Here is a 20,831-nt window from a genome sequence, read left to right on the forward strand (position 1 = left end):
TGACCCCGCACGGACGGGGTGGATCAGTCGAGCGGGATCTGGCTGCGCCAGTCGACGGCCTCGACGTACGGCGGCTGGTCGGCCTTGCGCAGCAGGTGCCGGCCCAGCACCAGCACGTCGATGCCGGTGCGCATGAAGCAGGCGTAGGCCTCCTGCGGGGTGTGCACGATCGGCTCGCCGCGGACGTTGAACGAGGTGTTGACCAGCACCGAGCAGCCGGTGGCCTCCTTGAAGGCCCGCAGCAGCCCGGCCAGTGGTGCGTTGCGGTGGTCGTCCACGGTCTGCACCCGGGCCGACAGGTCCACATGGGTGATCGCCGGCAGCTGGGAGCGGACCTCGTTGATGCTGCCCAGGCTGCGCCGCGGGCCGGCCGCCGACAGCGCCGCGCCGGCCCTGATCGCCTCGGAGATCTCGCAGACCATCAGCATGTACGGGCTGTCGCCGCGGATGTCGAAGTACTTGCCGGCGTCCTCGGCGAGCACCGCGGGCGCGAACGGCCGGAACGACTCCCGGAACTTGATCTTGAGGTTCATGGTGCGCTGCATCTCGGGATTGCGCGGGTCGCCCAGGATCGAGCGGGCTCCCAGCGCCCGCGGTCCGTACTCCATCCGGCCCTGGAACCAGCCGACCACCGCACCGCCGGCCAGCTCGGCGGCGGTCTCGGCGTACAGCCGGTCGTCGTCCGGATAGCTGGTGTGCGGGTAGCCGTGGCCGGTGAGGAACTCGGAGATCTCGGCGTCGCTGAACTCCGGCCCCAGCAGCGCGCCGCTCATGCCGTCGTGGCCGCTGCCCAGGTGGGGGCGGCCGGACTCCGGCACCGCCACGGTCAGCGCCGCCCCGAGCGCGCAACCGGCGTCCCCGGCCGCCGGCTGCACCCAGATGTCGTCGAACCGGCCGCTGCGGCTGAGCACCCCGTTGGCCACGCAGTTCAGCGCCACCCCGCCGGCCAGGCACAGGTTGCGCTCGCCGGTGAGCTGCGCCGCCTGGTCGGCCAGCCCGGAGACGATCTCCTCGGTGACCTGCTGGACGGAGGCGGCCAGGTCGCACTGGCGCTGGGTCAACGGCGCCTCCGGATCCCGGATCGGGCCGCCGAACAGTTGCTCGAAGGCGCTGCCGACCATCCGTTGGCCGCGCAGGTACTCGAAGTAGCGCATGTTCAGGGTGAACGAGCCGTCCGGGCGCAGGTTGACCAGCTCGTCGCGGATCAGATCGGCGTAACGCGGCTGCCCGTACGGGGCCAGCCCCATCAGCTTGTACTCGCCGGAGTCGACCTTGAAGCCGCAGTAGTAGGTGAACGCCGAGTACAGCATGCCCACCGAGTGCGGGTAGGAGATCGAGTTCAGCAGCTCCAGCTCGGTGCCGCGGCCGTGCCAGATGGTGGTGGTCTGCCACTCGCCAACCCCGTCGATGGTGAGCACGGCGGCGCGCTCGAACGGCGAGGGGAAGAACGCCGAGGCCGCGTGCGAGCGGTGGTGCTGGGAGTTCACCGGCTTCGGCGGCCGGCCGCGGCCAAGGCCGGCCAGCTCCTCGCCGACCCGGCTCAGCACGTCGCGCTTCCAGCTGCGCCACTGCGGCCAGACGTGGCCGAAGGCGGTGATCCCGCGCGGGCCGGCACTGGCGAACGACGACATCACCCGCGAGTACTTGATCTCGGGATCCTCGTAGTAGACGACGGCGGCCAGCTCGTCCAGCGCGATGCCGGCGGAGTCGAGGCAGTAGCCGACCGCCCGGGCCGGGAACGACGAGTCGTGGCGCACCCGGGTGAACCGCTCCTCCTGGGCGGCCGCCACCACGACACCGTCGGCCACCAGGGCGGCGGCGCTGTCGTGGTAGTAGCTGGACAGTCCGAGGACGTACTTCGACGGCGTGCGGGGCATCAGGCGGACATCCTTACCGGCGGGCTTATCGGCGGGTGGTGCAACCGGGGCTGCGCGGGGTCGAGCGCGGTCGGGCCGGCCGGGGTGCCGAACGGCTGCCGGGTCCGGCGCAGCGCGGACAGCGCGCCGCGCTTGGGCTGCACCGGAGCCAGCGACTCGTACCCCACCCGGACCCGGTGCCACTCGGCGGCCAGCCGGCGCGGGTCGGACCGGCTGGGGTGGGTGCGCAGGTAGGTGTCGATGGCGTCCGCCGCCCAGGCCGAGTGCCCGGTCGAGACGTTGTCGATGGTGTTGTGGATGTCGACGAACTGGGTGCTGTAGCCGTAGTGCTTCAAGAACCGGCGGGCCGACCGGTAGCTGCCGCCCACCCCGGACAGCTCCATGGCCAGGTTCATGCCGAGGATCTCCGGGAGATAGCTGACCGGCAGCTTGCCCAGGCACAGCCAGTACACCGGCAGCCGCAGCGACTCCTCGCGCAGCCGGGGGTCGTGGGCGAACTCGTAGCTGGCGGTGGGTGGCAGCGTGACGCCCATGTCGGCCAGGTTGTCCCGGTAGATCTTGGGGTGGTTGAGGGCCAGCTGGCCGTTGCCCAGCTCGTCCCAGTAGGTCTGGAACAGCGGCGCGCCGATCCGGGAGGACGCCAGGTGCAGATCGGTGAAGCCCTGCAGCCAGGAGCCGTCGATCAGGGTGAGCGGGGCCAGCTGCACCGCCGAGTCGATCACCGCCTCCCGGTCGGGCAGCTCGTCCGCGGCCGAGACGAACTGCTGGTCGTGCTGGTCGTGCTGGGTGAGCAGCCAGGGCCGCAGCCCCTCCGGGGTCCACTCCGGCGGCAACGACTTGCCGGAGGAGTCCAGCGACTTCTCCGACAGCTCCAGCCACTGGCAGACGTAGTCCAGGGCGAACGCCCGGGTCCTGGGCTCCAGCGCCCGGCCCTGCAGCAGGAAGTACGCCTGCCGGATGTCGGCCGGGCTGACGCCCAGCTCGGCGCTGACCGGCGGGGCCGGGCTGGGGACGGGGTAGCCGGGTGGCTCCGGTACCGGCCGGTCGACGGTCCGCGCGGTGGCGGCGGGCTGGTCGGCGCGGGCCGGGAGCTGGTCGGCGCGTGCCGGTAGCTGGTCGATCCAGCGCCGGATCACGGCCAGGTCCTCGGGGCTGAAGATCCGGAACATCCGGCCCCGGACGCCGACCAGGCCATTGACCAGCACGCTGCGCGCGGAGTTGCCGGGCTTGACCAGCCGGCTGGCGGCCAGCGCCCGCAGCAGCGGTCGCGGATCCTGCTGGGCCTCGCGCAGCCAGTTCGACAGCGGCCGGCCCTCGAGCAGGTAGTCCTGGTGGTAGACCGCGCCCTCCCGGGCCCGGGCCCGGACCAGCGCAACCATCGCCTGCTCCGGGTCCAGGGCCTGCCGGCAGGCCCGCAGCACCCGCCCGCTCCACAGCCGGACCGCCTCGGCGAACCAGGCGGCGCCGGCCGCCACCCGGTCCGCGGGTTCGGTGCCGAGCGCGGCGCAGGCGGCCACGATCCGGCCGCTGAGCTCGGCCGGGTCACCGACGTCGGTGTCCGCCGCAACCCCTGCGGCCGCGGTACCCAGGTCCAGCCGGGACCACTGGATGGCGGTGGGCCGGTGCGCCCGCAGCGCCGCCCAGCACGGCAGCACGCCCAGCGAGCGCGCGACGAAGTCGACGCCGACCAGTTCGAAGGCGAACGCGTCGCTGCGGCGGCTGAGCGCCTGCAGAACCGCGGGCAGCGCGTACAGCTCCTCGCCGACTGCCGACAGGTCGGCGAGCTCGGGAGCGTCGACGGTCAGCCCGGTCAGCCGCTCCAGGCTCAGCAGCAGCCGGAACTCGTGGTAGCGCGAGGCCTCCGGACGGCCCACCCCGACGTCGCCGGCCAGCAGCGCCATCAGCTGCAGCTGGACCTCGTCCTCGAAGACGCCGGGGGCGCTGAGGTTCTGCAGCCAGCAGCCCAGCACCGAGGCCATCGGCAGCGACTGGGTGAGCAGCGCGGCGACCACCTCGGGCACCGCGCCGGAACCGCCGGCAGGCCCGGCCGTGCCGGGCCCGGTCGCGGGGTGCGCCAGCACCCGCTCGTACTCGGCCCGCTCGGCCGCCGCCCAGGCCAGCGCCCGCCGGGCGGTTTCCGGTAACGCCGGCACCGCGCCGTTCCGGCCGTCCGCAGGCTCGGCGGCACCACCCACCGCCCGCAGGACGGAGCGCAGGTAGCCGACCTCGAAGAAGGCCTCCGGATTTCCTGCATTGCGGTACAGGGCGCGCCACATGGGATAACTCCGAACTCGCAGTCAAGGGGGTGGGAACTGCGGGAACGGCGACGGGGGATCGCCGGAAAACTTCGAATCAGAACATCGGATAGATCGAGGAATCCGGTTTCTTCTTCTCCGGGCGTCCGACCAGGCGCAGGAAGAAGGACTTGATGGTTTTCATTCCGGCATCCTCCGGGGGTGAGGGTGGGGATCCTTCAAGGGGTGGGGGTGAGGACCACTCTAAATGGCATTCAGCAGTTGCCGGGAAACAAAATCATGACCGGAGTCCGTGAAGTGGATTCGGTCCACGAACAACCATTGATCGGGCGCGACCTGCTCGGCCAGCAGCGGTCCGAGATTGAGAAAGCCGACGTCCATCTTCTTCGTGCCCGCTTCGATCGCGTCGGCGTAGTCACTGCACACCTGCTGTTGCAGGATGTCGCCGTAGGTCTCGGAGAAGTTGCCCAACTCGTCCAGCTCGGCGAACAGCCGCTCCTCCTCCGGGGTGCCGGTCGAGCGTACCCAGCCGGACAGCGGCTGCAGCACGAAGGTGAGCCTGGCGCCCAGGTCCTGGGCCAGCGCCCGCCAGCAGTCCAGGTGGCGCAGCGTCAGGTCCGCCGCGTACGCGATCTGCTCGGGCATGCTCGGCACCGGCTCGGGCGTGGCCGGCACGTCCTTGCCCCAGCGCAGCAGGAACCGCTTCGGCCGGTCGGAACCGGCCGGCAGCGCTTGGAAGAACTGGTTGCAGTTGAAGAACGCGCCGTGCTCGCCGCGGGCCGTGGCGGGCAGCCGGGCCAGGCCCAGGTTGTTGAACCCGGACAGCAGCACGATCTCGCTGACCTCGGGCACCAGGTGCCGGTAGAGGGTGAACAGGGTCAGCTCCTGGGTGGAGTTGAAGCTGCGGCCGCCGAAGTTCAGCCACGGCTCGGGGCGCGGGTCGTGCTCGGTCAGCCGGGACGACAGCGTGTGCCGGTCGGCGCTGGCACCGATGCCGAACACCGTGGAACTGCCGGCCAGCACCCGCACCGGGCCTGCGGACCCGCCCCGGTCGGCCACCGAGTAGCGGAGGCCACGCGCTTCGGAATAGCGAAATCCGCTGGCGTCGGTGGTGACCGCCGCGGACCGGTGACCGGCCGGGTGGAAGTACATGAGATAGGGCAGCCAGCGCACCTCGCCGGCATCGGTGAACTTTGCTTCGTAGTCATGCATCTGCGGAGTTAGTTCACGTCGTGCAGACATCTGTGTCCTTCTCGTAAATGGGCAGGCGAATAGCCGGTACCAGCTAAAGGGCTAATTCCAGTCCAATGTGAAGACGATGAGTCGGTCCTCTAGTAAAGACCTGCGGCCCGGCCGAGCGCTAGAAGATCAGGAAGGCTTTGCGAGATATCTGGGGATACCCACAGCAAGGGACGGCCCGTCGAGCACGACGGATCGAGCACGCCGGTATCGCGAGTACCGGTCAGTCGGGCGGCCCGGCGGCGGGCTCAGCGCAGCTCGGTGGCGGCAGCCAGGAACCGGTCGTTCTCGGCGGCGGTGCCCACCGTGATCCGCACCCCGGAGCCGGCGAACACCCGCACGATCACGCCGCGCGCCTCGCAGCCCGCGCCGAAGGCCACCGCGTCCACGCAGCCCTGCTCGGCCGGGCCGTCGGCCAGCCACACGAAGTTCGCCTCGGACTCGGGCACCTGGTAGCCGGCCGCCCGCAGCGCGGCGGTCAGCCGGGCCCGCTCGGCGACCACCTCGGCCACCCGGTCGGCCAGTTGCTGCTCGGCCTGGGGCTCCAGGCTCGCCTGCGCGGCGGCCTGCGCGACGTGGGTGACCGCGAACGGGATCTGGGTCTGGCGGACCGCTCGGGCCACGGCGGGGTCGGCGGCCAGGCCGTAGCCGACCCGCAGCCCGGCCAGGCCGTAGGCCTTGGAGAAGGTCCGCAGCACCATCAGGTTGGGATAGCGGTCCAGCAACGTGGTGCCGTCGATGACCTTCTCGTCGGTGACGAACTCCCGGTAGGCCTCGTCCAGCACCACCAGCACGTCGGCCGGCACCTCGTCCAGGAACTCGGTGAGCTGCACGCCGGGCACCGCGGTGCCGGTCGGGTTGTTCGGGTTGCACACGAAGACCAGCCGGGTGCGGTCGGTGATCGCCGCCGCCATCGCCGGCAGGTCGTAGGCCTGCTCGCGCAGCGGCACCTGCACCGCCCGGGCGCCGCCGATGGCGGTGATGATCGGGTAGGCCTCGAACGAGCGCCAGCCGAAGACCACCTCGTCGCCGTCCCCGGCGGTGGCCTGCACCAGCTGCTGGCACAGCGACACCGACCCGCACCCCACCACCAGGTGCTCGGCACCGATCCCGAACTTGGCCGCCAGCGCCTCGAGCAGGTCGCTGGAGTTGGTGTCGGGGTAGCGGTTGGCGTCGGCCGCCGCCGCGGTGATCCGGTCCAGCACGTGCGGCAACGGGCCGTAGGCCGTCTCGTTGCTGGCCAGCTTGATCGAACCGGGGACGTTGCGGCCGGGGACGTAGGCAGGCAGCGAGTCCAGCACGGGGCGCATCCGAACAGTCATGGGCTGAGGCTATCGCGGACCGGCCGGCCCATTCCGGGCCGGACTCCTCAGCCGCGTACCGCAGCCACCCCGGCCAGCACCGCGAACACCGCGAACAGCACCGCCGCCACCCGGTGCACCAGCTGCAGCGGCACCCGGCGCAGGATCACCTTGCCGATCAGGACGGCGACGGCAGCCACCCCGACCAGCGCCAGGAAGGCACCCAGCCCGATGGCCACCGGCTGCCCGTAGCGGGCCACCAGCCCGGCGGTGGCCAGCTGCGAGGCATCGCCCCACTCGGCGGCGAACAGCACCCCGAAGGAGATCCCGAAGATCCGCCGGTCGGACAGCTCCGGCCCGGCCGGGGTACCGGTCAACCCGACCTCGGCGGCTGCCTCCTCATCAGCACCGGTGACGCTCTCCCGGAACAGCAGCACCGCCCCGACGGCGAACAGCAGCGCCACCGCCGCCTCCAGGATCCGGTGCGGCAGCAGGTGCAGCAGGCCGCCGGCGGTGACCGCCACCACGCACTGCACCGCGAAGGCCGCGCCGGCCCCGGCCAGCACCGGACGGCGGCGGTAGCGGGTGGACAGCACCAGGGTGGCGACCATGGTCTTGTCCGGCAGCTCGACCAGCAGGACCGCGGCGAACGCGATGGCGAACACCGCGAGGAAGGAGGTCATCGGCCTCCATTCTGCCTCGCTCGCCGGAGGGGGGTGTCGGTGCGCCGCCGGCCCGGCGGGCAGGCCATACCCTGGCCGGTGATGAGTACCTGGTTGGCGGCCGGCGCCGTGATCCTCGGACTGGCCGGCTTCCTGGCCGGCGTGCTGGCACTGCGGACGCTGAGCCGGTTGCGCCGGTCGGTGGCGCTGCTGTCCCGCGGGACGTCGGGCCGGGAGACCATCCTGGAGGTCGCCGACCGGCACATGGCCGCCAGCGAGGCGGTCCGCCGCGACATCTCCGAGCTGCAGCGCGACCTGGCCGCCGCCCAGCAGGAGCTGGCCTCCGGAATGGCCGCCGAGCGGCAGGACCTGGCCGCCACCGTGCAGGAGCTGACCAGCACGGTGGGCACGGTGCTGCGCCGGGTGGCCCTGGTCCGCTACGACGCCTTCGAAGACCTCGGCGGCCGGCTGTCGTTCTCGCTGGCGCTGCTGGACGACGGCGGCAACGGCATCACGCTGACCTCGATCGCCAGCACCTCCGACACCCGGCTCTACGCCAAGGCGCTGACCGGCGGGGTGGGCGAGCACGCGCTCTCGCCGGAGGAGGAACAGGCCGTCAAGGCGGCGCTGACCCGGTAACGGCTGGGCGGTCACCCAGCCGGGTGGGGCGTTACCCAGCCTGGCCCGGCGTTACCCGGCCGGTCCGCATTCCCCGGCCGGCTCGGCCAAGCGGTCGCGAGCGGAACTAGACTGCCCGGGTGCCGGCCGCCGCTCCCGCTCCGCCCGGGCCGTACGGCTTCCTCGGGCCGGAAGGCAGCTTCGCGCACGCCGCCGCGCTGGCCCTGACCGGCGAGCCGGACGCCCTGGTGGGCTGCGCAAGCGTCGCCGAGGCCGTCGACGCGGTCCGGGCCGGCACGGTGACCGGCGCGGTGGTGCCGCTGGAGAACTCCGTCGAGGGCTCGGTGCCGGCCACCCTGGACGAACTAGCCGAGCTCGCTCCCTTGGCTGGCGGACCGCCACTGGTGATCGCCGCCGAGTGCTACCTGCCGGTGGTGTTCGACCTGCTGGTCCGTCCCGGCACCCGGCCGGAGGCGATCGGCACCGTCGCCACCCACCCGCACGCCGCCGCGCAGGTCCGCCGCTATCTGCTGACCCGGCTGCCGGCGGCCACCCTGATCCCGGTGGGCTCGACCGCCGCCGGCGCGCGGGCGGTCGCCGAGGGCAGCTACGACGCGGCGGTGGCCCCGGCGGCCGCGGGGCGGCGCTACGGCCTGGACAGCCTCGCCACCGACATCGCCGACCGGCCGGGCGCGGTCACCCGGTTCGTGCTGCTGTGCCCGGCGGTCCCGCCGGCACCGCCGACCGGCGCCGACCGGACCACGCTGGTGGTCTACCCGCGCGACGACCACGCCGGCGCCCTGCTGGAGATCCTGTCGGAGTTCGCCAGCCGCGGGGTCAACCTGACCCGGATCGAGTCCCGGCCGACCAAGGACCAGCTGGGCCGCTACAGCTTCTCGATCGACTGCGAGGGGCACGTCGCCGACTCCCGGGTCGGTGACGCCCTGGCGGCGCTGCACCGGATCTGCGCCGAGGTGCGCTACCTGGGCTCCTACCCGCGCTCCGACGGCCGGGCCGGCCCGGTGCCGGACGGACGGACCGACGCCGCGTTCGCGGAGGCGGCCGGTTGGCTGGCGCGGATCCGCGGCACCGGCACCGGCTAACCAGGCCGGTCCGGGCGGCTGTAACAGCGCTTGCCGAAACGCCCTACAGGTACAGGCCGGTGTTGGCCTCGATCCGGTGGGCGGCCACCGCGTGGATGTCCCGCTCGCGCAGCAGCAGGTAGTTCTGGCCGGAGATCTCGACCTCGTGCCGGTCCTCCGGGCTGAACAGCACCCGGTCGGCCAGTTCCACCGACCGGACGTGGGCGCCCACCGCCAGCACCTCGGCCCAGATCAGCCGCTTGGCGACCTGCGCGGTGGCCGGGATCAGGATGCCGCCGGACGAGCGCCGCTCGCCGTCCTCCGACGGCATCCGGACCAGTACCCGGTCGTGCAGCATCTTGATGGGAAGCCGGTCTGGCGAGGTCACCCCGCCAGCCTAGTTCGCGCCGGGCGCCGCCGGTCCGGAACCACCGGGCCCAGCGCTCGGGTTACTTGTTGAGCACGGCCCACAGGCCGACCGCGACCAGGGCCAGCACGAGCAGCAGGCAGCCGGTGGCCAGCAACCGGGCCGCGACCGGCTGGGCAGGCTGCTCCGTCGGGTCGGCGGCGGCGGTCAGGGACCGCACCGCGATCGAGAACAGCAGCGTGATGCCGAGGCCGGCGACCAGGGCGACCACGGCCACGTTGCGCAGCACTTCGAGGTCCAGGTAGCTGCTCATCGCGCTCAGCCCGCCGCCTGCTCGAGCACCGGCGGCGGGCGCTCGATGGTGCCGATCGTCCGGACGTCGAAGTCGTTGACGTTGGTGGCGCTGACCGGGTTGCGCCGCGACCAGAGCCAGAAGCCGACCAGCACCGCGACCGCCACCAGCGCGACGGTCAGGATCTGGGAGAAGCCGCCGTCGTCGACGATCAGCCCGATGCCGGCCGCGACCAGCGCGGCCGCGGGCAGCGTCAGCACCCAGGCGACCACCATGGAGCCGGCCACCCGCCAGCGGACGTTGCTGCCGCGCCGGCCGAGGCCGGTGCCGAGCACCGCGCCCGAGGTGATGTGGGTGGTCGACAGCGGCAGGCCGCCCTGGGTGGCGGTGAGCAGCACCGCGACGCTGGCGGTCTGGGCGGTGAAGCCTTGCGGCGCCTCGATGTGGGTCAGCCGGTGCCCCATGGTGCGGATCACCCGCCAGCCGCCGAAGTAGGTGCCGGCCGCGATCGCCACCCCGCAGCTCACGATCACCCAGGTGGGCGGGTCGGCATGCGGGCCGACCCGGTGGTCGGCGATCAGGGCCAGCGTGATGACGCCCATGGTCTTCTGCGCGTCGTTGGTGCCGTGTGCCAGCGAGACCAGCGACGCCGAGGCCAGCTGCCCGAGGCGGAAGTACCGGTGGCTGCGGGGTCGCTCGTCCGGCTTGGCGATCCAGTAGCTCAACCGGGTGGCCAGCATCGCCACCAGGCCGGCCAGCACCGGGGCCAGCACCGCGGGAATGACCACCTTGGCGACGATCGAGTGCCCGTGCACCGCCGAGGTGCCGGACGCGACCAGGGTGGCTCCGATCACGCCGCCGATCAGCGCGTGCGAGGACGAGGACGGCAGGCCGGCGCTCCAGGTGATCATGTTCCAGATGATCGCGCCGAGCAGCCCGGCGAACACGATCGGCAGGGTGATCGCGTCGGAGGCGACGATGCCGCTGGCGATGGTCGCGGCGACCTTGATAGACAGGAACGCACCTGCCAGGTTGAGCACGGCAGACAGCGCGACAGCTGCTTTCGGCTTCAGCGCGCCGGTCGCGATCGACGTCGCCATGGCGTTGGCGGTGTCGTGGAAACCGTTGGTGAAATCGAAGGTAAGTGCAGCGGTAATGACGATGAACAGCAGGGCGGCATCGTGCACGGAGGTGACGATCCACGACCACCCACCCCTCGTCAAACGCTTACCGGGATTTAACACACGTGTGCCCGATTTGTGGTTTCAACGGCCGCCGGACGGCGTCGTAGACAGCGCCCAGTAGGCTTGTCGAAGTGACCCGGAAGCCCCGTCCCCGCGCTGTTGGCCGAGCCGCCGGCGCCGGCCGACCGGGACCGGGCCAGCCGTGATCAGGATGCTGGCCAGCGACCTGGACGGAACTCTGCTGCGTACCGACAACACCGTCAGCCAGGCCACCCGCGACGCCCTCGCGGCCGCCGAGTCGGCCGGCCTGCTGGTCGCCTTCGTCACCGGCCGGCCACCCCGCTGGTTGCACGAGGTGGCCAACCAGACCGGCCACCGCGGGGTGGTGGTCAGCGCCAACGGCGCGCTCACCTACGACCTGCACACCGAGACCGTGGTCGCCGAACACCCGCTCACCCCGGCCGAGCTCGCCGAGGTGACCGGCCGGCTGCGGGCCCGGATCCCGCAGATCCGGTTCGCGCTGGAGTACGGCCTGGACTTCGCCTACGAGCCGGAGTACCGCCACGACTGGAACATCTCCCCCGGCACCGACCTCGCCGGCCGGCAGCTGCCCACCCCGGTGGCCGCGGACCTGGCCGGGCTGCTGGACAAGCCGGCGGTGAAGCTGCTGGCCCGGGGCCACGGCATGGCGGCGGACGAGTTCATGGACCTGGTCGAGAAGCTGGTCGGCGACACGGTGACGGTGACCCGGTCCGGGCACTCGCCGCTGGTGGAGATCTCGGCCACCGGCATCACCAAGGCGTTCGGGCTGGCGGCGCTGGCCGAGTCGCACGGCATCGACCGCGAGCAGGTGGCCGCGGTGGGCGACATGCCCAACGACGTGCCGATGCTGGAGTGGGCCGGTCAGTCCTTCGCGGTGGCCAACGCCCATCCGTCGGCGCTGGCCGCGGCCGGCACGGTGCTGGCCGAGAGCAACGACGAGGACGCGGTCGCCCTGCTGATCCAACGGCTGCTCGACCAGCACCAGCCGGGCTGAGCCGTCGGCCCGGCTGAGCCGCGGCCTGCGGATGAGCTGTCGGCCCGGCAGGAGCTGGAGGTCGGGGAGGGCTAGAGGTACTGCCCGGTGCCGTGCTCGCCGTCGGCGGCCGGCCGCTGCATTCCCGGCATGCCCGGGACGGCGATCACCTGGCCGGGCAGCGCCCGGCCGCGCATCTGCTCCAGCTGCGCGCGGGCGGCCATCTGCTGGGCGAACAGCGCGGTCTGGATGCCGTGGAACAGCCCCTCCAGCCAGCCGACCAGCTGGGCCTGGGCGATCCGCAGCTCCGCCTCGCTGGGCACCTGGTCGTCGTCGAAGGGCAGCGTGAGCCGATCCAGCTCCTCGCGCAGCTCCGGTGCCAGCCCCTCCTCCAGCTCCTTGATCGAGGACTGGTGGATCTCACGCAACCGAACCCGGCCGGCCTCGTCCAGCGGGGCGGCCCGCACCTCGTCGAGCAGCTGCTTGATCATGGTGCCGATCCGCATCACCTTGGCCGGCTGCTCGACCTGTGACATCAGGTCCTGCTGGCCGTCCTCATCCCCGCCGGACTGTGACTGCAGCACCACCACCTGCTCGCCGTCCGGGCCGGCCTGGGGAGGCTGCCCCTGCGCGGCGTAGGGAGCCGAAGCGTCGTCAGTCATGAGCCCGTCCTGTCGGTGAAGGTGCCGGCGCGGTCTGCCGGGTTCAGTACCGATCCTAGAGCGGACGGCCGGTCAGCCGGTGGCCAGCACCAGCTTGCCGACGTGGCCGCTGGCCGCCACGATCCGGTGCGCCTCGCCGGCCTCGGCCAGGGCGAGCACCTGGTGCACCACCGGACGCACCCGGCCGGCCTCGATCAGCGGCCAGACGTGCGCCTCGGTGCCGGCCACGATGGCCGCCTTCTGCTCGGCCGGCCGGGCCCGCAGGGTGGCGCCGTAGACGGTGGCCCGCTTGGCCATCAGGGCGGCCAGGTCCAGGGTGCCGCGGGTACCGCCCAGCAGGCCGATCACCGAGATCCTGCCCCCCGTGGCCAGCACCGCCAGGTTGGCGGGCAGGTACTTGGCGCCGATGGTGTCCAGCACCACGTCCACCCCGGTGCCGCCGGTGTGCCGGGCGAGCACCTCGGTGAAGTCGTCCTCGCGGTAGTTGACGGCCAGCTCCGCGCCCAGCTCCCGGCAGGCGGCCAGCTTCTCGGCGCTGCCGGCGGTGGCGAACACCCGGCAGCCCTGGGCGGCGGCCAACTGGATCGCCATGGTCCCGATGCCGGAGCTGCCGCCGTGCACCAGGAAGCTCTCGCCGGGCGCGAGGGCGGCCGCCGGGGGCTTGTCCAGCACCATCGACCACACCGTGCAGGCCACCTCGGGCAGCGCCGCGGCGGTGACCAGGTCGAGGCCGGCCGGCACCCGCATCAGCTGGGTCGCCGGCACGCAGACCCGCTCGGCGTAGCCGCCGCCGGACAGCAGCGCGCACACCTCGTCGCCGACCTGCCAGCCGGTCACCCCGCTGCCCAGGGCGGCGATCCAGCCGCTGCATTCCAGCCCGAGGATCGGCGAGGCACCGGGCGGCGGCGGATACTTGCCGGCCCGCTGCATCAGGTCGGCCCGGTTCACCGCGGTCGCGGCCACCTCCAGCAGCACCTCGCCGGCGGTCGGCACCGGCTCGGGCGCCTCGCCCAGGAGGAGCACCTCCGGGCCGCCGGGTTCGGCGATCAGCACCGCTTTCATGCCCCCGAACCTACCCGGGCATGCCCTCGGGCCCATCTGGGTGGGCAGTGGGCCAGAATGCCTGCATGACGACGGTGTCGGTAGGCGTGGGTCCCCTGACGGAAGCGGACGTGGTGGCGGTGGCGCGCGCCGGCGCGCCGGTGGAGCTGTCGGCCGGGTCGCTGTCGGCGATCGCCGCCTCCCGCGCGGTGGTGGAGGCGCTGGCCGGGGACGCCGAGCCGCACTACGGCATCTCCACCGGCTTCGGGGCGCTGGCCACCAAGCACATCCCGCTGGAGCGGCGCACCCAGCTGCAGCGCTCGCTGGTGCGCTCGCACGCCGCCGGCTCCGGTTCCGAGATCGAGACCGAGGTGACCCGGGCGCTGATGCTGCTGCGGCTGTCGACGCTGGCCACCGGCCGCACCGGCATCCGGGTGGCGACGGCGCAGACGCTGTGCGCGCTGCTCAATGCCCAGATCACCCCGGTGGTGCGCGAGTTCGGCTCGCTCGGCTGCTCGGGTGACCTGGCGCCGCTGGCGCACGTGGCGCTGGCGCTGATGGGCGAGGGTGAGGTGCGCGACGCCACCGGACGGCTGCAACCGGCCGCCGAGGCGCTGGCCGCGGCCGGCATCGAGCCGGTCACGCTGGCCGAGAAGGAGGGCCTGGCGCTGATCAACGGCACCGACGGGATGCTCGGACAGCTGCTGCTGGCCTGCACCGACCTGGACCTGCTGCTGCGCACCGCCGACCTGACCGCGGCGATGTCGGTGGAGGCGATGCTGGGCACCGACCGGGTGTTCGCCGCCGACCTGCAGGCGTTGCGGCCGCAGCCGGGCCAGGCGGTGGCCGCGGCGAACATGCGGGCGCTGCTGGCCGGCTCGCCGATCGTGGCCTCGCACGCCGGGCCGGACTGCACCTACGTCCAGGACGCCTACTCGATGCGGTGCGCGCCGCAGGTGGCCGGCGCCGCCCGGGACACCCTGGCGCACGCCCGGCTGGTCGCCGGCTACGAGCTGGCCTCGGCGGTGGACAACCCGGTGGTCACCCTGGACGGCCGGGTGGAGTCCAACGGCAACTTCCACGGCGCCCCGGTGGGCTACGTGCTGGACTTCCTGGCCATCCCGGCCGCCGACGTCGCCAGCATGTCCGAGCGGCGTACCGACCGGATGCTGGACGTGGCCCGCTCCCGCGGGCTGAGCGCGTTCCTGACCGACGACGCCGGGGTGGACTCCGGGCACATGATCGCCCAGTACACCCAGGCCGCGGTGGTCTCCGAGCTCAAGCGGCTGGCGGTGCCGGCCTCAGTGGACTCGATCCCGTCCTCGGCGATGCAGGAGGACCACGTCTCGATGGGCTGGTCGGCGGCGCGCAAGCTCCGCCGGTCGGTGGACGGGCTGCGCCGGGTGCTGGCCGTCGAGCTACTGTCGGCGGCCCGGGCGCTGGACCTGCGCCGCCCGCTGCAGCCGGGCCCGGCGACCGGGGCGGTGCTGGCGGCGCTGCGCGAGCGGGTGCCAGGCCCGGGTCCGGACCGGTTCCTGGCGCCGGAGATCGAGGCCGCCTACCAGCTGGTCGCGTCCGGCGCCGCGGTGGCCGCCGCCGAGTCCCAGCTGGCCGAGCCGCTGCGCTGACCCGGCCGCCCGTAAACCGGAAACCGGAACCGAACCTTTCGTGTGTGATACCCACCGGTCGCCAGAACGACCGCTGGGTATCACGCTCAGACGGCGGCGGAGAAGGCCTGCCCGCGCAGCGCGTCGAGGCCGGCGCCCAGCTCGGCGACCCGCGCCCAGTCCACCTGAGCACCGCACCGGACCAGCCAGTTGGCCAGCATCCGGTGCCCGCCCTGGGTCAGCACCGACTCGGGGTGGAACTGCACCCCCTCGATCGGCAGGCTGCGGTGCCGTATCGCCATCACCACCCCGGACGCGGTACGCGCGGTGACCGCGAGCTCGTCGGGCAGGGTGTCCTCCCGGACGGTCAGCGAGTGGTAGCGGGTGGCGGTGAACGGGGTCGGCAGCCCGGCCAGCACCCCGTCGCCGGCGTGCAGCACGTCGCTGGTCTTGCCGTGCAGCAGCTCCGGGGCCCGTTCGACCACCGCACCGAAGGCGACGCCGATCGCCTGGTGGCCCAGGCACACCCCGAGCACCGGCTGCCCGGACCCGGCGGCCGTGCTCACCGCGGCCATGCTGACGCCGGCATGCTCCGGGATGCCCGGTCCGGGTGAGACCAGCACCCCGTCGAAGTCGGCCAGCTCGGCCAGCTTCACCTCGTCGTTGCGGCGGACCACCACCTCGGCACCCAGTTGCGCCAAGTACTGGACCAGGTTGTAGACGAAGCTGTCGTAGTTGTCGATGACCAGGATGCGCGTCATGGGAACCAGTGTGCGCTACCGGCTGACGGTGGCCGGGCCGGTCAGCGGGTTGTCCGGCAGCCGGGGCTCCAGCCAGGGGAACACCACGAACAGCAGCAGGGCCGACACCAGCGCCACCAGCAGCAGCGCCTGCAGGACGCGCAGGACCAGGCCGCCGGGCAGCCGCTGCCAGATCCAGCCGTACATGCCCTAGATCGTCCCTCCGGGTAGTTCCTGCGGCAGCGCCGTGCCGGTGTGCGGCACCGCGCGCACCAGCCGGGCGTGCACCACCAGCCGTCGGTTGGCGGAGTACTTGGGGTGGCAGGTGGTCAGCGTCAGCAGCGCCCGGGTGGGAGTGGCCCGTGGATGGTCGGGCACCGGGTCGATCACCTGCACCGCGTCCGGGGAGACGATCTCGCGGCCCGGCACGCCCTGGCTGTCCGGCACCGCCAGCGCGGCGGCGACGGCCTGCTCCCGGGCGGCGCGGTCGGCGATCCGGCTGGCCGTGAGGTAGGCCGACCGGCTGCCCAGGACGGCGTAGACGTACCAGTTGCTGGCGGTCTGCACCACGATGGTGTCGCCCGGACCCAGCCGGTCCAGGTTGAGGAACGGCTCGCCCTTGCCGACCCGGTGCCCGGCCACCGCGAAGTTGCCCAGTTGCCCCGGCAGCTGGCTGGTGACGTAGTGGCCGGGGCCGACGGCCAGGTCCCTGTCCGAGGTGCCCTGCACGACGGTGCGGGCGTAGTCCTTGCCGAAGGCCGGGATGTAGAGGTTGGCGAAGCCCTGCCCGGCGGGCAGCACCACCTGCTTGCCGATCGGCAGGTTCAACCGGTCGACGCCCTTGAGCGGGTCCTTGCCCTGCTGCCAGGCGGTGGTCAGCTGCTGGCGCACCTGGTCCTGCTTGCGGTCGGCGTAGACATTGGAGGCCCACACCTCGTAGACGATGAACAGCAGCAGCACGGCCCCGCAGGTCACCAGCAACTCGCCGAGCCCGCGGGTCACCGTCCGCAGCCGGTCGCCCCGCCGCCGGACGGCCGGACGCTCGCCGAGGGCCGGGTACTCCCTGCCGTCCGGCTGCTCCCGGACGGTCGGGTGCTCCCAGGCGGACGACCGCTGCCGGTCGGCGTGGTCGAGATCGGACGGCCGGACCGGATCAGCCGGACGGACGGGGCCGGACGCGTCGCCCCAGTCGACCGAAGACTCGTGGCCGACCGGCTGCCCGTGGCCGACCGGCTGCCCGTGGCCGACCGGACGGTTCCCGGACGGCAGGTCCTCGCCGTCCACCGACGCCGGGGTCCGGCCCGCGTCCGGCGCGTGCCCCGGTCCGTCGACCCGATGCCGGCCGACCGGCCCGGACCCCCGGGTCATCCGCCCACGGCGGCGTAGCTCAAGCCGATCGGGGCGTCATAGGCAGGCACCACGATCCGGGTGTGCTCGACGACCCGGTACCCCAGGCCGTAGGCGTCGGCGTCCTTGCGGTACTGCTGCAGCCCAATCGAGGAGTTCAGCGCGATGCGCATGCCGCTGGCCGGGCCGATCGCGGAGATGGTGAAGGGCGGCGAGTAGACCCGCCCGTTGAGCAGCAGGGTGTTGCCGACGCAGCGGATCGCGCTGGTGGCCGACAGCCGCTGGTTCATCACCATGACCGCCTCGGCACCGCCGGCCCACAGCGCGTTCACCGCAGCCTGCATGTCGGACTGGTGCACCACCAGGGCGTTGGCCTCCACCGGGTCGTCCACCGGCTGGTCGGGGTGGGCGTCGTCCAGGGTGACCGACAGGCCCGGCCCGCTCATCGCCACCAGCCCGGCCGGGGCCAGCAGCGGCTGGGCCTGGGCCTTGATCGCGGCGATCCCCGCGTCGGAGTGGGCCAGCCGGTCGGTGGCGGCGGCCACCTGGCTCTGCAACTGCCGGACCAGGGCGTCGTCGGTGGCCACCGTGCCCTCGGCCTTGCGGATCAGGTCGGCCAGGTTGGTACGGCCGGCCGAGCGCAGGTCGGTGCCGCGCGCGGTACGGGCGGTGGTGGCGGCCAGCAGCCCGGCCAGCAGGGCGATCACCGGCACCAGGGCCCGCCACAGGCCGGGGTTGGGAAGCCGCCGCAGCCGCCGGCGGACGAACCCACCGGGACGTCGCGTGGCAGTGCCCACCATGCTCCCTAGTGCCCCATTTCTCCCGCTGCTCGGATACTAAGCGTGATACCTGTGCGTGCTTGCAGGGGTCGCGGCGACTAGGCTAACGCCACGGTGGCCGGTTTTCGCGCCGGCAGCCCGAGTTCTCGCCTGACCAAATGGACCGGGCCAGGAAGGCCTGAAGGTCCACAGCGTCCATGAGGAGACGTCCGTGCCGAAGTCCAAGGTTCGCAAGAAGTCGAGCTACCAGCCTTCGCCGGCGGCCGGCCCCCGCGCCGGTGCCGTGGGTGGTGCCAAGGCGGCCAAGCCCAGCCCGCCGTGGTACCCGGTGGTGATGGCGGCCTTCCTGCTGATCGGGCTGGCCTACATCGTCGTCTACTACATGGCTGCCGAGAGCATCCCGTTCATGAACGACCTGGGCAGCTGGAACTTCGCGGTCGGCTTCGGCTTCCTGATCATCGGGCTCGGCCTCGCCGTTCGCTGGCGTTGACGCACGCCTAACGCACCAAACGGAGGGCCGTTGCACCCTCAATCGTTGCCCACAGCGTCCTCCACAGCTGTGATTACACCGCTGTAGTTCTCCCCAGCACGATCCACCGCTGTGGATAACTGCCAGTGACCGGTTACGGGCCGGAGTGCCCCGTCCCCTGGCCGAGCTGCTGCACCAGCTGGTCGTGGATCTGCTCGGTGCGCCAGACCGCCAGTCCCACCAGCACCACCAGCAGGCCGGCCAGGCTGACCAGCTGGACGGTGCGCAGCCGGTCGGTCAGCGGCCGGCGCGGGCCCAGCGTCCAGCCGAGCAGGGCCAGGGTGGCCAGCCCGCCGGCGACGAAGCCGCCGACGTGGCCGAGCTTGGAGATCCCCGGCACCGAGAAGGTGAAGACGAAGTTGATCCCGACGGTGATCACCAGCGCCCGGGTGTTGAAGCCGACCACCCGGGACAGCGCCAGGGCGGCCGCGAACAGCCCGAAGATCGCCCCGGAGGCACCCACCACCGGCTGCCGGACGTCGCCGAGCAGCAGGATCGCCACCGAGCCGCCGAGCGCGGAGAGCAGGTAGACCGCCAGGTAGCGCCACCAGCCCATCACCCGCTCCAGCGCCGGGCCGAGGGTGTAGAGGGCGAACATGTTCAGGAAGATGTGCAACGGCCCCAGGTGCAGGAAGGCGGCCGTGACCAGCCGTAGGTAGTCGTGCTGGTAGCCCACCACGTTGGGCACCAGCTCCCAGTCCCGGAACAACTGGGTGTTGGTGTTGTCGATCAGCGAGCTGCCCGGTCCCAGGCCGGTGATGAGGTAGACCACCACGTTGACCGCGATCAGCGCCCAGGTGATGAAGGGGAGCTGCGCCCGCGCCGGCGCGCCTACCACCGTCCGCCCCTGGCGGATCGAGGCGGCCCCGGCCCGGACGTCGTCCGGGCACTGGAAGCCCACCGAGGCCGGCCGCTGGCACTCTGGGCAGATCGGCCGGTTGCAGCGCACGCAGCGGACGCCGGTGATCCGGTCCGGGTGCCGGTAGCACCCGGCGAAGCCGTAGTACGGATCTCCGCCGGAGTACGGGTTCTCCCCGCCGGGCGGCGGCGTCGGCTGCATGGCGCTGGCTCAGCTGTTCAGGGGTCAGGGCGGTCGCTAGACGTTGCTGACGTCGACCGAGGTGATGGTGACGTCGCTGACCGGCCGGTCCGCGGCACCGGTGCGGGTGTTGCCGATCGAGTCGACCACCGCCCGGCTGTCGGCGTCGGCGACCTCGCCGAAGATGGTGTGCCGGAAGTTCAGGTGCGGCGTCGGGACGGTGGTGATGAAGAACTGGCTGCCGTTGGTGTTCGGCCCGGCGTTGGCCATCGCCAGCAGGTACGGCCGGTCGAAGCTCAGCTCGGGGTGGAACTCGTCGGCGAAGTTGTAGCCCGGCCCGCCGGTGCCGCGGCCCAGCGGGTCGCCGCCCTGGATCATGAAGTTGTCGATCACCCGGTGGAAGATGGTGCCGTTGTAGAGCGGCCGGTTGGTCTTCTGCCGGGTGCCGGGGTCGGTCCACTCCTTGGCGCCGGTGGCCAGCCCGATGAAGTTCGACACCGTCTTCGGGGCGTGGTTGCCGAACAGGTTGACGGTGATGTCGCCGGCCGAGGTGTGCAGGACGGCCTGATGGGTCGCCGAGCCGCTGGTCGCTCCGCTGTCGTTTGCTGCACTCACGTATGGGTCTCCTGTCGGTGTGCGATCCGGTGTGCGATCTTCACCGGATCTTCGGGGCTATCGCCCGGGCGAGAGAAAAGGCGTTCAGTGCAGGGTATGGCTGCCGGGTCCGCACGGTGACCACCGAGGTCCCCTTGGCGAACACGCACTGCCAGGTCCGGCTGCCCTGCAGGTCGGTCTGGTAGGCCACCGCACCGTCGGCGATGCCGGCGTCCGACTGCACTTCCGGATGGTTCTGCGCCGATTCGACCATCGCGTTGTAGGCCTCGGTAGCGGTGGGGAACTGCACCACGGTGATCTCGCCCACGATCGCGGAAGGGTCGTAGGAGAAGTAGAACCGGCACCCCGCCGGACGGCTGCGCAGCACGGTGACCCGGCCGACCCGGTCGCCCTCGATGTCGGCGAAGTCGGCGGCGCCGATGTACGGGCAGCTGCCGGCCACCTCGGCGACCGTGCCCGAGGGGCTGAGGGTGGGACGCGGGGTGCTGGCCGGCGCGCCGGTCTGCTCCCCGGCGGCGCCGCCCAGGCCGGTGGGTTGGGCCGTGGTCGTTCCGGCGGTGGGCCGGGCCGGGGTGGCGCT

The 20,831-nt window shown here is 72.4% G+C and carries 21 protein-coding genes and 1 pseudogene; 5 read left to right on the plus strand and 17 right to left on the minus strand.

The features are described from left to right. Positions 1-23: 23 nt before the first annotated feature. The 5 genes from VLJ82_RS15330 to VLJ82_RS15350 all read right to left on the minus strand — a co-directional run bounded on the left by VLJ82_RS15330 (position 24) and on the right by VLJ82_RS15350 (position 7,355). A complete protein-coding gene (locus tag VLJ82_RS15330; protein ID WP_408664233.1) occupies positions 24-1,877 on the minus strand; it encodes a carbamoyltransferase family protein in 1,854 nt (617 codons plus the stop codon). Next, positions 1,877-4,153 (minus strand): iron-containing redox enzyme family protein, encoded by a 2,277-nt coding sequence (locus VLJ82_RS15335; RefSeq protein WP_408664234.1) that lies wholly within the window; start codon positions 4,151-4,153, stop codon positions 1,877-1,879. The genes VLJ82_RS15330 and VLJ82_RS15335 overlap by 1 nt, the downstream gene beginning before the upstream one ends. A gap of 222 nt (positions 4,154-4,375) precedes the next feature. Further along, positions 4,376-5,374: an SGNH/GDSL hydrolase family protein gene (locus tag VLJ82_RS15340; protein WP_408664235.1), complete on the minus strand. Its 999-nt coding sequence runs from the start codon at positions 5,372-5,374 to the stop codon at positions 4,376-4,378. Between the two features lie 245 nt (positions 5,375-5,619). Next, positions 5,620-6,693, minus strand: a complete 1,074-nt coding sequence (hisC, locus tag VLJ82_RS15345; protein WP_408664236.1) for a histidinol-phosphate transaminase — start codon at positions 6,691-6,693, stop codon at positions 5,620-5,622. 47 nt (positions 6,694-6,740) lie between these two features. Beyond that, positions 6,741-7,355, minus strand: a complete 615-nt coding sequence (locus tag VLJ82_RS15350; RefSeq protein ID WP_408664237.1) for a TMEM165/GDT1 family protein — start codon at positions 7,353-7,355, stop codon at positions 6,741-6,743. Positions 7,356-7,436: 81 nt separating this feature from the next. Between VLJ82_RS15350 and VLJ82_RS15355 the strand changes: the two genes are divergently transcribed. Both VLJ82_RS15355 and pheA read left to right on the plus strand, forming a co-directional pair. Further along, the gene (locus tag VLJ82_RS15355) at positions 7,437-7,973 is read left to right on the plus strand and encodes a DUF4446 family protein (RefSeq protein WP_408664238.1); all 537 of its coding nucleotides are present in this window, start codon (positions 7,437-7,439) and stop codon (positions 7,971-7,973) included. A 119-nt stretch (positions 7,974-8,092) separates the two neighbouring features. Next, positions 8,093-9,055 carry a prephenate dehydratase gene (gene pheA / locus VLJ82_RS15360; RefSeq protein ID WP_408664239.1) on the plus strand — a complete coding sequence of 321 codons (963 nt, stop codon included), beginning with the start codon at positions 8,093-8,095 and terminating at the stop codon, positions 9,053-9,055. Positions 9,056-9,098: 43 nt separating this feature from the next. Here pheA and VLJ82_RS15365 read toward each other — a convergent pair whose 3' ends face one another. From VLJ82_RS15365 to VLJ82_RS15375, 3 genes are all read right to left on the minus strand, one after another. Continuing rightward, positions 9,099-9,392 carry a GroES family chaperonin gene (locus tag VLJ82_RS15365; protein ID WP_408664252.1) on the minus strand — a complete coding sequence of 98 codons (294 nt, stop codon included), beginning with the start codon at positions 9,390-9,392 and terminating at the stop codon, positions 9,099-9,101. A 91-nt stretch (positions 9,393-9,483) separates the two neighbouring features. After that, positions 9,484-9,714 carry a hypothetical protein gene (locus VLJ82_RS15370; protein ID WP_408664240.1) on the minus strand — a complete coding sequence of 77 codons (231 nt, stop codon included), beginning with the start codon at positions 9,712-9,714 and terminating at the stop codon, positions 9,484-9,486. Positions 9,715-9,719: 5 nt separating this feature from the next. Continuing rightward, complete coding sequence (locus VLJ82_RS15375) at positions 9,720-10,880, minus strand: inorganic phosphate transporter (RefSeq protein ID WP_408664241.1); 1,161 nt, start codon at positions 10,878-10,880, stop codon at positions 9,720-9,722. Positions 10,881-11,088: 208 nt separating this feature from the next. Here VLJ82_RS15375 and VLJ82_RS15380 point away from each other — a divergent pair, with 208 nt between their 5' ends. After that, positions 11,089-11,913, plus strand: coding sequence for a Cof-type HAD-IIB family hydrolase (locus VLJ82_RS15380; RefSeq protein ID WP_408664253.1), 825 nt, complete (start codon positions 11,089-11,091; stop codon positions 11,911-11,913). Positions 11,914-11,984: 71 nt separating this feature from the next. On the opposite strand, the gene VLJ82_RS15385 is transcribed toward VLJ82_RS15380, so the two are convergent. Together VLJ82_RS15385 and VLJ82_RS15390 are read right to left on the minus strand one after the other, a co-directional pair. Then, the gene (locus VLJ82_RS15385; RefSeq protein WP_408664242.1) at positions 11,985-12,554 is read right to left on the minus strand and encodes a bacterial proteasome activator family protein; all 570 of its coding nucleotides are present in this window, start codon (positions 12,552-12,554) and stop codon (positions 11,985-11,987) included. Between the two features lie 72 nt (positions 12,555-12,626). Beyond that, on the minus strand, positions 12,627-13,616 hold the full coding sequence (locus tag VLJ82_RS15390) for an NAD(P)H-quinone oxidoreductase (protein WP_408664243.1): 990 nt from the start codon (positions 13,614-13,616) through the stop codon (positions 12,627-12,629). 65 nt (positions 13,617-13,681) lie between these two features. Between VLJ82_RS15390 and hutH the strand changes: the two genes are divergently transcribed. Continuing rightward, positions 13,682-15,223 (plus strand): histidine ammonia-lyase, encoded by a 1,542-nt coding sequence (hutH, locus tag VLJ82_RS15395; RefSeq protein ID WP_408664244.1) that lies wholly within the window; start codon positions 13,682-13,684, stop codon positions 15,221-15,223. Between the two features lie 86 nt (positions 15,224-15,309). Here hutH and VLJ82_RS15400 read toward each other — a convergent pair whose 3' ends face one another. Genes VLJ82_RS15400 through VLJ82_RS15415 form a run of 4 tightly spaced genes read right to left on the minus strand, consistent with a single transcriptional unit; the run spans position 15,310 to position 18,089 of the window. Further along, complete coding sequence (locus VLJ82_RS15400; RefSeq protein WP_408664245.1) at positions 15,310-15,963, minus strand: aminodeoxychorismate/anthranilate synthase component II; 654 nt, start codon at positions 15,961-15,963, stop codon at positions 15,310-15,312. Positions 15,964-15,978: 15 nt separating this feature from the next. Continuing rightward, positions 15,979-16,149: a hypothetical protein gene (locus tag VLJ82_RS15405; protein WP_408664246.1), complete on the minus strand. Its 171-nt coding sequence runs from the start codon at positions 16,147-16,149 to the stop codon at positions 15,979-15,981. A gap of 3 nt (positions 16,150-16,152) precedes the next feature. Further along, complete coding sequence (locus VLJ82_RS15410; RefSeq protein WP_408664247.1) at positions 16,153-17,310, minus strand: class E sortase; 1,158 nt, start codon at positions 17,308-17,310, stop codon at positions 16,153-16,155. Beyond that, positions 17,307-18,089, minus strand: coding sequence for a DUF881 domain-containing protein (locus tag VLJ82_RS15415; RefSeq protein ID WP_408664248.1), 783 nt, complete (start codon positions 18,087-18,089; stop codon positions 17,307-17,309). The genes VLJ82_RS15410 and VLJ82_RS15415 overlap by 4 nt, the downstream gene beginning before the upstream one ends. 190 nt (positions 18,090-18,279) lie before the next feature. Here VLJ82_RS15415 and VLJ82_RS15420 point away from each other — a divergent pair, with 190 nt between their 5' ends. Then, entirely contained in the window at positions 18,280-18,558 is a 279-nt protein-coding gene (locus VLJ82_RS15420) for a cell division protein CrgA (protein WP_408664249.1), read from the plus strand. Positions 18,559-18,691: 133 nt separating this feature from the next. Here the strand turns inward: VLJ82_RS15420 and VLJ82_RS15425 are convergent, their stop codons facing one another. The 3 genes and pseudogenes from VLJ82_RS15425 to VLJ82_RS15435 form a co-directional block, all read right to left on the minus strand. After that, positions 18,692-19,657, minus strand: coding sequence for a rhomboid family intramembrane serine protease (locus VLJ82_RS15425; RefSeq protein WP_408664250.1), 966 nt, complete (start codon positions 19,655-19,657; stop codon positions 18,692-18,694). A 36-nt stretch (positions 19,658-19,693) separates the two neighbouring features. Further along, entirely contained in the window at positions 19,694-20,251 is a 558-nt protein-coding gene (locus tag VLJ82_RS15430; protein WP_408664251.1) for a peptidylprolyl isomerase, read from the minus strand. Between the two features lie 40 nt (positions 20,252-20,291). After that, a pseudogene (locus tag VLJ82_RS15435) lies at positions 20,292-20,831 on the minus strand (hypothetical protein); the annotation flags it as partial.

The organism is Jatrophihabitans sp. (assembly GCF_035474675.1).
Classification (GTDB): Bacteria; Actinomycetota; Actinomycetes; order Mycobacteriales; family Jatrophihabitantaceae; genus Jatrophihabitans_A.

Coding starts and splice junctions, on each gene's coding strand:
- VLJ82_RS15330 (WP_408664233.1), bottom strand. CDS start 1,877: ATGCCCCGCACGCCGTCGAAGTACGTCCTCGGACTGTCCAGCTACTAC.
- VLJ82_RS15335 (WP_408664234.1), bottom strand. CDS start 4,153: ATGTGGCGCGCCCTGTACCGCAATGCAGGAAATCCGGAGGCCTTCTTC.
- VLJ82_RS15340 (WP_408664235.1), bottom strand. CDS start 5,374: ATGTCTGCACGACGTGAACTAACTCCGCAGATGCATGACTACGAAGCA.
- hisC (WP_408664236.1), bottom strand. CDS start 6,693: ATGACTGTTCGGATGCGCCCCGTGCTGGACTCGCTGCCTGCCTACGTC.
- VLJ82_RS15350 (WP_408664237.1), bottom strand. CDS start 7,355: ATGACCTCCTTCCTCGCGGTGTTCGCCATCGCGTTCGCCGCGGTCCTG.
- VLJ82_RS15355 (WP_408664238.1), top strand. CDS start 7,437: ATGAGTACCTGGTTGGCGGCCGGCGCCGTGATCCTCGGACTGGCCGGC.
- VLJ82_RS15365 (WP_408664252.1), bottom strand. CDS start 9,392: ATGCTGCACGACCGGGTACTGGTCCGGATGCCGTCGGAGGACGGCGAG.
- VLJ82_RS15370 (WP_408664240.1), bottom strand. CDS start 9,714: ATGAGCAGCTACCTGGACCTCGAAGTGCTGCGCAACGTGGCCGTGGTC.
- VLJ82_RS15380 (WP_408664253.1), top strand. CDS start 11,089: ATGCTGGCCAGCGACCTGGACGGAACTCTGCTGCGTACCGACAACACC.
- VLJ82_RS15385 (WP_408664242.1), bottom strand. CDS start 12,554: ATGACTGACGACGCTTCGGCTCCCTACGCCGCGCAGGGGCAGCCTCCC.
- VLJ82_RS15390 (WP_408664243.1), bottom strand. CDS start 13,616: ATGAAAGCGGTGCTGATCGCCGAACCCGGCGGCCCGGAGGTGCTCCTC.
- hutH (WP_408664244.1), top strand. CDS start 13,682: ATGACGACGGTGTCGGTAGGCGTGGGTCCCCTGACGGAAGCGGACGTG.
- VLJ82_RS15400 (WP_408664245.1), bottom strand. CDS start 15,963: ATGACGCGCATCCTGGTCATCGACAACTACGACAGCTTCGTCTACAAC.
- VLJ82_RS15405 (WP_408664246.1), bottom strand. CDS start 16,149: ATGTACGGCTGGATCTGGCAGCGGCTGCCCGGCGGCCTGGTCCTGCGC.
- VLJ82_RS15410 (WP_408664247.1), bottom strand. CDS start 17,310: ATGACCCGGGGGTCCGGGCCGGTCGGCCGGCATCGGGTCGACGGACCG.
- VLJ82_RS15415 (WP_408664248.1), bottom strand. CDS start 18,089: ATGGTGGGCACTGCCACGCGACGTCCCGGTGGGTTCGTCCGCCGGCGG.
- VLJ82_RS15425 (WP_408664250.1), bottom strand. CDS start 19,657: ATGCAGCCGACGCCGCCGCCCGGCGGGGAGAACCCGTACTCCGGCGGA.